The organism is Enterobacter hormaechei subsp. xiangfangensis, from assembly GCF_001729785.1.
GTDB classification, from domain to species: domain Bacteria; phylum Pseudomonadota; class Gammaproteobacteria; order Enterobacterales; family Enterobacteriaceae; genus Enterobacter; species Enterobacter hormaechei_C.
This window is the reverse complement of record NZ_CP017183.1, coordinates 415,359-429,529: the sequence shown is the minus strand read 5'-3', so window position 1 is coordinate 429,529 and position 14,171 is coordinate 415,359. Positions and strand designations below refer to the sequence as shown.

General features: G+C 56.6%; 10 protein-coding genes and 3 tRNA genes. 4 read left to right on the top strand and 9 right to left on the bottom strand.

Features of this window, described 5'->3' with window-relative positions; translation table 11 throughout:
- Nucleotide 1: 1 nt before the first annotated feature.
- Genes miaA through nnr form a run of 5 tightly spaced genes read right to left on the bottom strand, consistent with a single transcriptional unit; the run spans nucleotide 2 to nucleotide 6,133 of the window.
- A complete protein-coding gene (gene miaA / locus BFV63_RS02075; protein ID WP_048241514.1) occupies nucleotides 2–952 on the bottom strand; it encodes a tRNA (adenosine(37)-N6)-dimethylallyltransferase MiaA in 951 nt (316 codons plus the stop codon).
- Nucleotides 945–2,789: a DNA mismatch repair endonuclease MutL gene (mutL, locus tag BFV63_RS02070; RefSeq protein WP_048241516.1), complete on the bottom strand. Its 1,845-nt coding sequence runs from the start codon at nucleotides 2,787–2,789 to the stop codon at nucleotides 945–947. The genes miaA and mutL overlap by 8 nt, the downstream gene beginning before the upstream one ends.
- Before the next feature lie 9 nt (nucleotides 2,790–2,798).
- Nucleotides 2,799–4,139, bottom strand: coding sequence for an N-acetylmuramoyl-L-alanine amidase AmiB (gene amiB / locus BFV63_RS02065; RefSeq protein ID WP_003855985.1), 1,341 nt, complete (start codon nucleotides 4,137–4,139; stop codon nucleotides 2,799–2,801).
- Nucleotides 4,140–4,155: 16 nt separating this feature from the next.
- A complete protein-coding gene (gene tsaE / locus BFV63_RS02060) occupies nucleotides 4,156–4,617 on the bottom strand; it encodes a tRNA (adenosine(37)-N6)-threonylcarbamoyltransferase complex ATPase subunit type 1 TsaE (RefSeq protein ID WP_003855970.1) in 462 nt (153 codons plus the stop codon).
- On the bottom strand, nucleotides 4,610–6,133 hold the full coding sequence (gene nnr / locus BFV63_RS02055; RefSeq protein ID WP_048241518.1) for a bifunctional ADP-dependent NAD(P)H-hydrate dehydratase/NAD(P)H-hydrate epimerase: 1,524 nt from the start codon (nucleotides 6,131–6,133) through the stop codon (nucleotides 4,610–4,612). The genes tsaE and nnr overlap by 8 nt, the downstream gene beginning before the upstream one ends.
- Between nnr and queG the strand changes: the two genes are divergently transcribed.
- On the top strand, nucleotides 6,132–7,271 hold the full coding sequence (gene queG, locus BFV63_RS02050; protein ID WP_003855966.1) for a tRNA epoxyqueuosine(34) reductase QueG: 1,140 nt from the start codon (nucleotides 6,132–6,134) through the stop codon (nucleotides 7,269–7,271). The genes nnr and queG overlap by 2 nt on opposite strands.
- A 270-nt stretch (nucleotides 7,272–7,541) precedes the next feature.
- On the opposite strand, the gene BFV63_RS02045 is transcribed toward queG, so the two are convergent.
- The 4 genes from BFV63_RS02045 to orn all read right to left on the bottom strand — a co-directional run bounded on the left by BFV63_RS02045 (nucleotide 7,542) and on the right by orn (nucleotide 8,601).
- Nucleotides 7,542–7,617, bottom strand: a tRNA-Gly gene (locus BFV63_RS02045).
- A 45-nt stretch (nucleotides 7,618–7,662) separates the two neighbouring features.
- Nucleotides 7,663–7,738, bottom strand: a tRNA-Gly gene (locus BFV63_RS02040).
- Between the two features lie 45 nt (nucleotides 7,739–7,783).
- A tRNA-Gly gene (locus BFV63_RS02035) sits at nucleotides 7,784–7,859 on the bottom strand.
- A gap of 196 nt (nucleotides 7,860–8,055) precedes the next feature.
- Nucleotides 8,056–8,601: an oligoribonuclease gene (gene orn / locus BFV63_RS02030; RefSeq protein WP_003855965.1), complete on the bottom strand. Its 546-nt coding sequence runs from the start codon at nucleotides 8,599–8,601 to the stop codon at nucleotides 8,056–8,058.
- 107 nt (nucleotides 8,602–8,708) lie between these two features.
- On the opposite strand from orn, the gene rsgA reads away from it, so the two are divergent.
- The 3 genes from rsgA (at nucleotide 8,709) to mscM (ending at nucleotide 14,170) form a co-directional block, all read left to right on the top strand.
- Nucleotides 8,709–9,761: a small ribosomal subunit biogenesis GTPase RsgA gene (gene rsgA / locus BFV63_RS02025; RefSeq protein ID WP_003855964.1), complete on the top strand. Its 1,053-nt coding sequence runs from the start codon at nucleotides 8,709–8,711 to the stop codon at nucleotides 9,759–9,761.
- A 97-nt stretch (nucleotides 9,762–9,858) separates the two neighbouring features.
- Entirely contained in the window at nucleotides 9,859–10,827 is a 969-nt protein-coding gene (gene asd, locus BFV63_RS02020; RefSeq protein ID WP_032645928.1) for an archaetidylserine decarboxylase, read from the top strand.
- Nucleotides 10,828–10,846: 19 nt separating this feature from the next.
- Nucleotides 10,847–14,170 carry a miniconductance mechanosensitive channel MscM gene (gene mscM / locus BFV63_RS02015; RefSeq protein WP_045331826.1) on the top strand — a complete coding sequence of 1,108 codons (3,324 nt, stop codon included), beginning with the start codon at nucleotides 10,847–10,849 and terminating at the stop codon, nucleotides 14,168–14,170.
- The last annotated feature ends 1 nt before the right edge of the window (nucleotide 14,171 follow it).

Here is a 14,171-nt window from a genome sequence, read left to right as displayed (position 1 = left end):
TTCAGTCAGCGATATCACCAATAACCTCAATCACTTCGTTTAACGCCTGTTGTGGTTTTTCACTGTCTAACCAGTGAACCCCCTCCCAACCGCGTAACCAGGTGATCTGGCGCTTCGCTAACTGTCTCGTGGCGCAAACACCTCGATAAACCATTTCATCGTATGAAATCTCGCCTTCAAGATACGACCACATCTGGCGGTACCCCACACAACGAATGGAAGGCATGTCCGTATGCAAATCTCCACGGGCAAAAAGCGCCCGCACTTCTGCTTCAAAATCTGAAGCCAACATCTGATGAAAACGCTGCTCAATTCGTTGATGGAGCAGTTCACGGCTCGCCGGGGCGATGGCGAACTGATGCACCTGATACGGCAGAGCGTCTCCTGACGTTTGCGTCAGTTCCGTTAAAGTTTTACCCGAAATGAAAAAAACTTCCAGTGCCCGGGAAAGCCTTTGCGGATCGTTTGGGTGGATCCGCGCTGCGGCAACCGGGTCAATCTCTTCCAGTTGCCTGTGCAAAACGTCCCACCCCTGCTCTGCCGCCTGCCGCTCAATCTTCGCTCTCACTTCCGGATCGGCCGATGGCAGAGGCGATAACCCCTCCAGCAGCGCCTTAAAGTAGAGCATCGTGCCGCCAACTAACAGCGGTATGCGTCCCGCGGCGGTAATCTCGGCCATCTCGGCTAAGGCGTCGCGGCAAAAATCTGCCGCGGAGTAAGCCTGTGCCGGGTCGAGAATATCCAGTAAACGGTGCGGTGCCGCACGCAGTTCGTCTGCGTTGGGCTTCGCCGTGCCGATGTCCATCCCTCGGTAGATGAGGGCTGAATCAACGCTAATCAACTCTACTGGCAAAACTTTACGTAACTCAATGGCTAACGCCGTTTTGCCGGAGGCCGTTGGCCCCATTAGAAAAATCGCCTTTGGCAGGCTCGCCTTAATTACATCAGTCATGTTTCAGGGCGGTCATCGCCGTTTGTAAATCAACAGGTTGTAACAAACCACCTGGAGGCGCTTTCACCAGCTGTGGACAGAGGCGCTCCACCTCCGCCAGAACGGTAATCGCCTGCGCCATACTCCACGGTGCATGCTCGCTGGCCAGATGGCGGGCGATCCACTGCGCGGTATCGGCGGCATCAAACGTCGTTTGCTGCGCCAGGTAGCCTATCAGTTCAGGAATCAAGTTTTGTAAATTTTGTTGGCGTAAGGGTAAAGGCACTGCGCGAATTGTCACATGCTGCGCGTCCAGTACGATTTCAATCCCCATTTCGGCCAGTTGCGTCTGCACGCGCCGCAAAACCCCTGTTTCTTCAGGGGATATTTTCAGGCGAACGGGGATCAACAGCGGCTGCGCGCAGGCGGCATTCACCCCCGGGGTTAACTGCGCCTGTTTGAGCCAGCGCTCCGCCACGGAAAGCGCCAGCAACAGCAGTTTACCTTCGCGTTCAAGCAACGCCATGTCGGGAGCAATAATGGTCAATACCCGACCAAAACTCTGGCTATGCCCATCCAGAGAGGGGGTTGAAACCGTGATGTGCTCTTTATGCTCCACCGCCGGCGTATCCAGCAGTTTGCGGTACAGCGCCCCCTGCTGTTTGTGGTAGCCCGGCTGAGCGTTGGGATAGTTGGCACCGGTTGGTCGCGGCGCGTTGCCCGCCGGGGATAAACGTGGAGCAGCCGGCTCGCGCGCGACCGCCGGTTCGGCAAAATGGTTACGCCCGGCCGCCACGCGGTTTTCCGGCAGTGGGCGCGGCGCGGGCTCTTCTTTTGCCAGCGGCAACTCTGGCTCTGCCTGCTGCTGCAATACAGCGGCAACGCCCTGGTAGATGAAATCATGCACCAGGCGCGACTGGTGGAAACGCACCTCGTGCTTGGCGGGGTGCACGTTAACGTCAACCTGGTGCGGGTCGATCTCCAGATAAAGCACAAAGGCGGGCTGTTGATCGGCGCCGAGCTTATCTTCGCAGGCCTGTCGAATAGCGTGGTTAATCAGGCGGTCGCGCATCATGCGGCCGTTGACGTAGCAATACTGAATTTCTGCGAACGCGGCGCTGCTGGCGTACGGATCGGCAACCCAGCCACGCAGGGCCAGATCGCCATGCTGCCACTCAATGGCCAGCGCCTTTTCCAGAAACGGTGTGCCGCAGATGGCGCCCAACCGACGCTCTTTTTGCCCGCCTTCCGCCACTGCGCGATACTGGCGCATCACTTTGCCGTTATGGCTAAGGTTGATCGTGACATCAAAGCGCGCCAGCGCGATGCGGCGGATGATCTCGTCGATATGTCCGAATTCGGTCTTCTCGGTTCGCATAAACTTGCGCCGGGCGGGCGTGTTATAGAAGAGATCCAGCACTTCAAGCGTGGTGCCTACCGGGTGCGCCGCAGGTTTAACCGTGACGTCCATATCACGCCCTTCGGCGTAGGCCTGCCAGGCTTCCTGCTGGTCGGCCGTGCGGGAGGTCAACGTTAAGCGGGAAACGGAGCTGATACTGGCCAGCGCTTCGCCGCGAAAACCCAGGCTTATAATCGCTTCCAGATCGTCAAGTGAGGCAATTTTACTGGTGGCATGACGCGCCAGCGCCAGCGCCAGTTCGTCCTTTTTGATGCCACAGCCGTTATCACGAATGCGGATAAGCTTTGCGCCCCCGCGTTCGATATCGATATCAATGCGGGTCGCCCCTGCATCGAGGCTGTTTTCCACCAGTTCCTTCACCACCGACGCAGGGCGTTCCACCACCTCACCGGCGGCGATTTGGTTCGCGAGCTGCGGCGGTAGAACCTGAATCGGCATGAACTCTCCTTAATTAGTCGCGGTCATTTCACCCGGCAGCGCGGCGCTTGCCGTCTGGGCTGCCCCGCCCTGCGGCGCAGACTGAAGCGGATGCGCGTCAAAGTATTTACGCAGACCGTTATAAATCGCTTCGGCAATTTGCTGCTGATAGCTGTCGCTTCCCAGTAAACGCTCTTCACCATGGTTACTGATAAAGCCCGTCTCTACCAGAATCGACGGGATATCCGGCGAACGCAGGACACCAAGGCTTGCATGCTCCGGGCGACGCTTATGCAGCGATCCAATGCTTTGCAGCTGGCTCAGTACGTTAGTGGCGACATCATACCCGACGCGCTGAGAATGACCGAACTGTAAATCCAGTACCGCCTGGCTGAGATACGGATCGGCCTGGCTGTTTGCCAGCACATCGCCTGCCCCGCCTAACAGTTCAGATTGCTTCTCGTGCTCTTCAAGCCAGTTCGCCATTTCACTGTTGGCTCGACGGTTCGACAGCACCCATACCGACGCGCCGGTGGCGTTACGGTTCGGCGCAGCATCCGCGTGAATCGACACCAGGAAGTTGGCGTTTTGCTTACGCGCCACATCCGAGCGTCCCATCACTGAAATAAAGTAATCTCCGTCGCGGGTCATGACCCCTTTAAACATCGGATCGTCATTCAGAAGCGCACGCAGCTTACGGGCAATGGCGATAGTGACGTTTTTCTCCCGCGTGCCGCCCGGGCCAATCGCGCCAGGATCTTGCCCGCCGTGTCCGGCGTCGATGGCGATAATCACTTTGTCGCCACTGACCGGTGTTCGCCGCGCGCTGACCGCCGGACGCGTCACCGTGTTGCTGCTGGTCACGGCGGTAAGTCGGTCATTTTGTGATTTAAACGGATTACGGGCTGGCTCAGACGGCCTTGGGGTATAAACCGGCGCTTCCACGCGTTTTGCTACAACAGGTGCAGGCGGTGGAGGCGGCGGAACATCAGCATTAATGGTAAAGACCACCGTATAATTGGCGCCGTTTTGCTGCTTAACCGCCTTCGTTTTGCCCTTTTCGGTGAGATCGACCACCAGACGCAGAGACTGCGTATCCTTCGGCGTTCCCGAACGGATGCTTTTCACCAGATTGTTGCCGCTGAACTGGAGCGGCAGCCCCTGGATCACCCCGGTCTGTTTAATATCGAGCGCCACGCTGCGGCTGTCGATTTGTGAGAAAGCATATTCAGGATCGCCCATAAAGCTGAACGTAATGCGGGCCTGGCTATCGCCATTCGACACCTGAATATCCGAGAGGCTGGCCGCCCCGACCTGCGCGCACAGCAGGACCGTGGCAGCCAGCACCCAACCTTTAACGCGATTAATCATCCCGTTATCCCTACGCTCAACCGGCTAAACGCGCCAGTAAGGAACAGCCTGATGAGGAAACCGCACTGATGCGTGCCTCACGCCCTTGTGCCTGGTAATCTAAGTGAATTTCGACATCCGGGTCAGGCAGCACACCCGCACCTTGTTGCGGCCACTCCACCAGGCAGATGGCGTCGTTGGCAAAGTAATCGCGGATCCCCATAAATTCCAGCTCCTCCGGGTCCGCAAGACGATATAAATCAAAGTGGTACACCATGATATTTTCAAGCGTGTACGGTTCCACCAGCGTGTAGGTCGGGCTTTTTACGTTCCCGTTATGGCCTAACGCCTGCAAAAAGCCACGGCTGAAGGTTGTTTTACCCGCGCCTAAATCACCATACAGATAAATGACGGTCGCCCCCTGACAGGCCTGCGCCACGCGCTTGCCGAGATCTAAAGTGGCTTGTTCATCAGGTAAAGGAATCGCTCGATTAGTCATTTTCTACGTCAATCACATCCGGGTTAACAACACGCCGCAGCGTGCAAAAAAGATCGGTGGCCAGCATACCGCGCGTTCCGTAACGAGCAGCCAGCCTGTCAGCCGCCGCACCGTGGGCCACGCAGCCCGCACAGGCTGCATCATAAGGGGGAAGTTTCTGTCCGAGCAATGCGCCAATGATGCCGGAGAGCACATCGCCCATGCCGCCGCTCGCCATGCCTGCATTACCGGCATCAACGATGCCCATCGCATCATCGCTGGCGATAACGGTTCCCGCCCCTTTCAAAACGGCAACACCTCCGTAACGTTTTACCAGACGTTGGGCTGAAAGTAAGCGATCGCTTTCAATTTCTGCCACGCTACAGTTAAGCAGCCGTGCGGCTTCGCCGGGGTGCGGCGTCAGAATGCGATTGTGACGCTTATCCGGGTTTATTGCCAGAAGGTTAAGCGCGTCGGCATCCCAGAGCATCGGTTTACGAAAATTCTCGGCCTTTTGCAGGGCCTGTTTACCCCACTCCTGCTGACCCAGGCCCGGACCAATGACCACCACGTCCGCCCACTCAAGACCCTCTTCAATCGCCTGCGGGGTAAGCTCGTGGACCATCAGCTCCGGCCGCGCGGTAATAATGGGCGGAATGTTTTCGCTGCGGGTCAGCACGCGTATTAATCCGCCGCCGCTGCGCAACGCGGCCTCTCCGGTCATTCGAATCGCACCTGCCGTGCCATGATCGCCACCAATAATCAGCAGTCGGCCATGGTCACCCTTATGGGAGGTGGGACGACGCGGCGGTAGCCACTGTGCAAGCTGGGAGGCATCAAAGCGGGTGATGTGGGTATCCTGTCCGATCAGCCAGTTTTCCAGCCCCAGGGCGTTGTGGTGTAACGTGCCCACGACATCCCGCGCTTTCCCGGTAAGCAGCCCCGGCTTCAGGGCGATAAAGGTCACGGTGTGCGCCGCCTCAATCGACACGCCCGGCGTCGCGCCGGTTTGTGCCATCAGGCCGGAGGGAATATCCAGCGCTACCACCGGGGCGGGGTGCGCATTAGCGCGCGTAATCAGCGCGGCGACGTCATCGCGAGGCGCGCGCATCAGTCCCGTCCCCAGCAGACCATCAACAATCACGTCGACATCCTCGGGCCAGATAATATCAGGCGCATGAATAATGCCCCCCGCATTCAGCCAGGCCTCTCTCGCCATGCCAGCCTCTTCCGGTAGCGGCTTGTCGCTCTCCAGCGCCATCAGGGTGACGCGCAGCCCCGCCGCCACCGCAAGACGAGCCACCACATAGCCATCGCCACCGTTATTGCCGTGCCCGCACAGGATCAGATAGTGCGAGGCATCAGGATAAGCCGTGCGCGCCACGTTAAACGCCGCCTCGCCCGCGCGCTGCATCAGTTCGTAAAGGGTAATGCCGAGGCTATCTGCGGCCTCTTTCTCGGCCCGAAGGAGGTCATCCGCATGCCAGATGGAATGTGGTATACTTGCGGGGTTTTTCTTCACAGTATGGTCCGTCATGTCACAGCCCCTCGATCTCAATGAATTAGCGCAAAAAATAAAACAGTGGGGTGCTGAACTGGGCTTCCAGAAGGTCGGTATTACTGACACCGACCTCTCTGCCAGTGAGCCTAAGCTCCAGGCATGGCTGGATAAACAATACCACGGCGAGATGGAGTGGATGGCGCGTCACGGTATGATGCGTGCCCGCCCCCACGAGCTGTTGCCGGGTACGCTGCGCGTTATTAGCGTACGCATGAACTATCTGCCCGCTAACGCGGCCTTTGCGCGCACGCTAAAAAATCCCTCTCTGGGTTACGTCAGCCGATACGCGCTGGGGCGTGATTACCACAAACTTCTGCGCAACCGTCTAAAAAAGCTCGGGGAAACCATTCAGCAGCACTGTGTTTCGCTGAATTTTAGACCCTTTGTCGATTCTGCGCCTATTCTTGAGCGCCCGATCGCCGAAAAAGCCGGGCTCGGCTGGACAGGTAAGCACTCACTTATCTTAAGCCGCGACGCGGGCTCATTCTTTTTCCTGGGTGAACTACTGATTGATTTACCTCTTCCGGTAGACAGTCCGGTGGAAGAAGGTTGTGGCCGCTGTGTGGCCTGTATGACCATCTGCCCGACGGGCGCGATTGTCGAACCGTATACCGTTGATGCGCGCCGCTGTATCTCTTATCTCACTATCGAGCTGGAAGGCGCTATTCCAGAGGAGTTTCGTCCGCTTATTGGCAACCGCATCTACGGCTGTGATGACTGTCAGCTGATTTGTCCGTGGAACCGTTATTCACAGTTGACGGACGAAGAAGACTTCAGTCCGCGCAAGGCGTTACATGCCCCGCAGTTGATCGAACTGTTCGCCTGGAGCGAAGCCTGGTTCCTGAAGGTGACGGAGGGTTCCGCCATACGTCGTATCGGCCACCTGCGCTGGCTGCGTAATGTGGCCGTTGCGCTGGGGAATGCCCCGTGGGATGAGGCAAATCTTCAGGCGCTCGAAAGCCGTAGAGGTGAGCACCCACTTCTTGATGAGCACATAGAATGGGCGATTGCGCAGCAAATTGAGAAGCGAAATGCCGGCGTGGTTGAAGTGCAGTTACCGAAGAAACAGCGCCTGGTCAGGGTGATTGAAAAAGGACTGCCGCGGGATGTGTGATATATTCACAGGCTGTGAATAAAAATAAGAATTCAGGCGCCATCAGCTCTGGCAAACAGGTCAAGTGATCTCAATAACATTTTGAAATCAAATTTTCTTCATAAATTACAGGTAATTACGAAGATATTATTCACCCTGCTAACATTTCGTAGAGACTGGTTTTATCACGGTTTCTGTGGATAACTCTGTTCACAAGAGTATTTCAGACATAATAGAAAAGGTCCCCAACGAAGCACTTCGCTGTGGATAATCTGGAGATGAAGAAGAATTTGGAGCGGGAAACGAGACTCGAACTCGCGACCCCGACCTTGGCAAGGTCGTGCTCTACCAACTGAGCTATTCCCGCTTGGGTGTTCTGGTGCTATGCGTATCTTGCGATACTTTCAAATTTTGGAGCGGGAAACGAGACTCGAACTCGCGACCCCGACCTTGGCAAGGTCGTGCTCTACCAACTGAGCTATTCCCGCTTGGGTGTTCTGGTGCTGGCGTATCTTGCGATACTTTTCAAATTTTGGAGCGGGAAACGAGACTCGAACTCGCGACCCCGACCTTGGCAAGGTCGTGCTCTACCAACTGAGCTATTCCCGCAAATCTGTACTGCTTTTGTTGCTGTCGTAACGTGTAATTCTCTGTCGTTACGGGAGGCGCATTATACGAGAAATCCGTTTAGCTGCAACCCCCCTCAAAGCGATTTTTTTGAAATTCAGTTCAAGTGCTTATTTAATCGGCAAGCTGAACAATTTAGCGACAAAAACCCGGCCACGCAAGGCGCCGGATCGCAAAATCAGAGCTTAATAAAGTTTTCGCGATAGTACGCCAGCTCCGCAACAGACTCACGGATGTCATCCATCGCCTGGTGCGTCCCCTGCTTTGTGAAGCCGTCGAGAATTTCCGGTTTCCAGCGGCGGGCCAGCTCTTTCAGGGTGCTCACATCCAGATAGCGGTAGTGGAAGTAGGACTCCAGCTCCGGCATGTACTTAAACAGGAAACGACGATCCTGACCAATGCTGTTGCCACAGATAGGCGATTTTCCTGCCGGCACCCACTGCTTCAGAAATTCAAGCGTCGCCAGCTCCGCTTCGCGGTCGCCCAGGGTGCTGGCCTTCACGCGTTCCACCAGCCCGCTGCCGGTATGGGTACGCACGTTCCACTCATCCATCAGCGCAAGCTGGTCATCGGACTGGTGCACGGCAATCGTTGGGCCTTCCGCCAGAATATTGAGGTTGGCATCGGTGACCAGTGTGGCGATCTCAATAATGCGATCGCGCTCGGGATCAAGGCCGGTCATCTCCAGATCGATCCAAATCAGGTTGTTTTCGTCCGCGCTCATGTTATTTTCCACCCTTCTCGCATAACCGGCAGTAGCAGGTTAACTAGTATTAATTAGAGTGTATCATAGAGGTTTTGCCCGCTACGGGCGACCAGGAGCCAGCGCGATTGAGTAAAAATAAACTCTCCAAAGGGCAGCAGCGCCGCGTGAATGCAAATCACCAGCGCCGTCTTAAAACCACTACGGAGAAGCCCGATTACGACGACAACCTGTTTGGCGAAGCGACAGAAGGCGTTGTGATTAGCCGCTTCGGCATGCACGCCGATGTCGAATCTGCCGACGGGGATATCCACCGTTGCAATATCCGTCGCACCATCCGTTCCCTGGTGACCGGTGACCGCGTGGTCTGGCGTCCAGGCAAAGAGGCGGCAGAAGGGGTAACGGTTAAAGGTATCGTTGAAGCCGTGCATGAACGCACGTCGGTTCTGACCCGTCCGGATTTCTACGACGGCGTGAAGCCCATTGCCGCCAACATTAACCAGATCGTGATCGTTTCGGCGATTTTGCCTGAGCTTTCACTCAACATTATTGACCGTTATCTGGTGGCCTGCGAAACGCTACAGGTTGAGCCGCTTATCGTGCTGAATAAAATCGATCTGCTGGATGACGAGGCCATGGCCTTTGTCAATGAGCAGATGGATATTTACCGCAACATTGGCTATCGCGTGTTGATGGTTTCCAGCCGCACCAAAGACGGCCTGAAGCCGCTGGAAGATGCGCTAACCGACCGCATCAGCATCTTTGCAGGGCAGTCCGGCGTGGGTAAATCCAGCCTGCTTAACAATCTGCTCGGCCTTCAGCAGGAGATCCTGACCAACGATGTGTCGGACGTCTCCGGGCTGGGCCAGCACACCACCACCGCCTCACGTCTCTATCACTTCCCGCACGGCGGCGATGTGATTGACTCCCCGGGCGTGCGTGAATTTGGTCTCTGGCATCTCGAGCCGGAACAAATCTTTAACGGATTTGTCGAATTCCATGACTATTTAGGCGCTTGCAAATACCGCGACTGTAAACATGACAACGATCCGGGCTGCGCCATCCGCGAAGCGGTAGAGAACGGAGAAATTGCGGAAACCCGTTTCGAAAATTACCACCGTATTCTCGAAAGCATGGACCAGGTAAAAACGCGTAAAAACTTTTCTGATTCTGATAACTGACAACTAAGCTAAGCGTCGCTAAAATCGTCCCCTTTTTTCAGGTTCCGGCAGCGTAATGCCGGATCAGGAACGACAAAACAATGGCCTGGAGGCTACCTTGTTAAACTCATTTAAACTTTCGCTTCAATACATTCTGCCGAAACTGTGGCTCACTCGCCTGGCGGGCTGGGGCGCGAGCAAACGAGCGGGCTGGCTGACCAAACTGGTCATCGACCTGTTCGTGAAATACTACAAGGTCGACATGAAAGAAGCGCAGAAGCCGGATACGGCAAGCTATCGTACCTTCAACGAATTTTTTGTGCGTCCGCTGCGCGATGAAGTGCGCCCGCTGAATACCGACCCGAACGTGCTGGTGATGCCAGCGGACGGCGTGATCAGCCAGCTGGGTAAAATTGAAGACGACAAAATTTTGCAGGCGAAAGGCCATAACTACAGCCTGGAAGCGCTGCTGGCCGGTAACTACATAATGGCCGATCTGTTCCGTAACGGGACTTTCGCGACCACCTATCTCTCCCCGCGCGATTACCACCGCGTGCATATGCCGTGTAACGGTATTCTGCGCGAGATGATCTACGTGCCGGGGGATCTGTTCTCCGTCAATCACCTGACGGCGCAAAACGTTCCTAACCTGTTTGCCCGTAACGAGCGCGTCATCTGCCTGTTTGATACTGAATTTGGCCCAATGGCGCAGATTCTGGTGGGTGCTACCATTGTAGGCAGCATCGAAACCGTCTGGGCGGGCACCATTACTCCGCCACGCGAAGGCGTGATCAAGCGCTGGACCTGGCCTGCCGGCGAAGAAGAAGGTTCTGTGGCCCTGCTGAAAGGTCAGGAAATGGGCCGCTTCAAGCTGGGCTCAACGGTCATCAACCTGTTCGCTCCGGGCAAAGTTAACCTGGTCGACGAGCTGGAAAGCCTGTCCGTGACCAAACTCGGCCAGCCTCTGGCAGTATCGACGGAGGTCTTTGCAACACCAGACGTTGCGCCAGCCCCGTTGCCGGAAGATGAGATCAAAGCCGAGCACGACGCCAGCCCGCTGGTTGACGACAAAAAAGACGAAGGCTAACAACAGAAGGATCGCTGACGTGCGCCCGATTATCTTATTACTGATGGCCTGGTGCCTCAGCATGGGGGCGTACGCAGCGACGGCCCCCGACGCCAAACAGATAACCCAGGAGCTGGAGCAGGCAAAAGCGGCAAAACCCGCTCAGCCGGAGACCGTTGAGTCACTCCAGTCTGCACTGAACGCGCTTGAGGAACGAAAGGGTTCCCTTGAGCGCGCGCAGCAGTATCAACAGGTTATCGACAATTTCCCCAAACTCTCTCAGACCCTGCGCTCGCAGCTAAACAACCTGCGCGATGAACCACGCCAGGTCCCCGCGGGGATGACGTCCGAGGCGCTGAATCAGGAGATCCTGCAAGTCAGCAGCCAGCTGCTGGAAAAAAGCCGTCTGGCGCAGCAGGAGCAGGAACGGGCGCGTGAAATTGCCGATTCCCTCAGTCAGCTTCCACAGCAGCAAACCGATGCCCGCCGTCAGTTAAATGAGGTGGAACGCCGCATCGGGACGCAGACAGGCAGCACACCGCAGAATCAGGCGCAAAATCTTGGGTTGCAGGCGGAATCCGCCAGACTAAAAGCCCTGGTTGATGAACTGGAGCTGGCGCAGCTTTCCGCTAACAACCGCCAGGAGCTGTCGCGGATGCGTTCCGAGCTGGCGCAGAAGCAGAGCCAGCAGCTGGATGCGTATCTCCAGGCGCTGAGAAATCAACTCAACAGCCAGCGTCAGCGTGAAGCTGAACGTGCTCTGGAAAGCACAGAGTTACTGGCCGAAAACAGCGCTAACCTGCCCGACAGCATCGTCGCCCAGTTTAAGGTTAACCGCGAGCTTTCTGCTGCGCTGAATCAGCAGGCGCAGCGCATGGATTTGGTGGCCTCGCAGCAGCGTCAGGCTACCAATCAAACCCTTCAGGTTCGTCAGGCACTCAACACGCTGCGTGAACAGTCCCAGTGGCTTGGCTCGTCTAACCTGTTGGGCGAAGCGTTACGCGCGCAGGTGGCCCGTCTGCCAGAGATGCCAAAACCACAGCAGCTTGATACGGAGATGGCGCAGCTGCGTGTTCAGCGTCTTCATTATGAAGATCTCCTCAACAAGCAGCCGCAAATCCGCCAGATCCGTCAGGCTGACGGACAGCCGCTCACCGGCGAGCAAAGTCGTATTCTGGAAGCACAGCTGCGCACCCAACGCGAACTGCTCAATTCCCTGTTGCAGGGGGGCGATACGCTGATCCTTGAGCTGACCAAGCTGAAAGTCTCGAATAGCCAGCTGGAGGATGCGCTGAAAGAGGTCAACGAAGCCACGCACCGTTACCTTTTCTGGACGTCCGACGTGCGGCCGATGACCTTCGCCTGGCCGATTGAGATCGTGCAGGATCTGCGCCGCCTCATTTCGCTGGACACCTTTAGCCAGCTGGGCCTCGCCAGCGTAATGATGATAACCAGTAAGGAGACTATCTTCCCGTTGCTGGGGGCGCTGATTCTGGTGGGCTTCAGTATTTATTCCCGTCGTCACTTTACCCGTTTCCTTGAGCGCTCCAGCGCCCGAGTGGGAAAAGTAACCCAGGATCACTTCTGGCTGACGTTGCGTACGGTGTTCTGGTCAATTCTGGTCGCGTCTCCGCTGCCGGTGCTGTGGATGACGCTCGGATACGGACTGCGTGAAGCCTGGCCCTACCCGCTTGCCGTCGCGATTGGCGATGGCGTGACCGCCACCGTCCCGCTGCTGTGGGTGGTGATGATTTGCGCCACGTTTGCGCGGCCAAATGGTCTGTTCATCGCTCACTTTGGCTGGCCGCGTAATCGCGTTGCGCGGGCGATGCGTTACTACCTGATGAGTATCGGGCTGATTGTGCCGCTGATTATGGCGTTGATCATGTTCGATAATCTCAATGACCGGGAGTTCTCCGGCTCGTTGGGACGGCTGTGCTTTATGCTGATCTGCGGGGCGTTAGCGGTAGTGACGCTCAGCCTGAAACGCGCCGGGATCCCGCTCTATCTCGACAAGACCGGCAGCGGCGATAACATGTTAAACCGTCTGCTGTGGAACCTGCTGCTCAGCGCGCCGCTGGCGGCGATGCTGGCGGCAGCGGTCGGTTATCTCGCCACGTCGCAGGCGCTGCTCGCCCGACTGGAAACGTCGGTGGCCATCTGGTTCCTGCTGCTGGTGGTCTACCATGTTATCCGCCGCGGCATGCTGATCCAGCGTCGTCGTCTGGCGTTTGACCGTGCTAAACATCGTCGCGCAGAAATTCTGGCCCAGCGCGCGCGGGGTGAGGAAGAGCCAAACCACGTCAACAGCACCGAAGGGACTACAGACGCTGATGACGTCGAACTGGATCTGGATGCGATAAGTACTCAGTCCCTGCGGCTGGTACGCTCAATTCTGATGCTGGTTGCCCTGCTGTCGGTGATCTACCTGTGGTCAGAAATCCACTCCGCGTTTGGCTTCCTGGAGAACATCTCTTTATGGGATGTGACGTCCACGGTGCAGGGAGTCGAAAGCCTGGAGCCCATCACCTTAGGGGCCGTGCTGATTGCGATTCTGGTGCTGATCATCACCACCCAGCTGATCCGTAACTTCCCTGCCCTGCTGGAGCTGGCGCTGTTGCAGCATCTGGATTTAACCCCAGGCACGGGCTATGCGATCACCACCATCACCAAGTATTTAATCATGCTGTTTGGTGGGCTGGTTGGCTTCTCGATGATTGGTATCGAATGGTCAAAACTGCAATGGCTGGTTGCCGCCCTGACCGTAGGCCTGGGCTTTGGTTTACAGGAGATTTTTGCCAACTTCGTTTCTGGTCTGATCATTCTGTTTGAAAAGCCGATTCGAATTGGCGATACGGTGACCATCCGCGATCTCACCGGCAGCGTCACCAGGATCAACACCCGCGCCACCACCATCAGCGACTGGGACCGTAAAGAGATCATCGTCCCGAACAAGGCATTTATCACCGAGCAGTTTATCAACTGGTCGCTGTCCGACTCCGTCACGCGTGTGGTGCTGACCGTACCCGCTCCGTCGGATGCCAACAGCGAAGAGGTGACGCAGATCCTGTATACGGCTGCTGAACGCTGTTCGCTGGTAATCGACAACCCACCGCCGGAAGTCTTCCTGGTTGATTTGCAGCAGGGGATCCAGATTTTCGAGCTGCGTATCTACGCCGCCGAGATGGGACACCGTATGCCGCTGCGCCATGAGATCCACCAGCTGATTCTGGCTGGCTTCCGCGAGCACGGAATTGATATGCCGTTCCCACCGTTCCAGATGCGTCTGGAAACGCTGGACGGACGTAAGACGGGAAGAACGTTGACGTCAGCGGCGCGTACGCGCCCGGCGGGAAGTTTGTAAT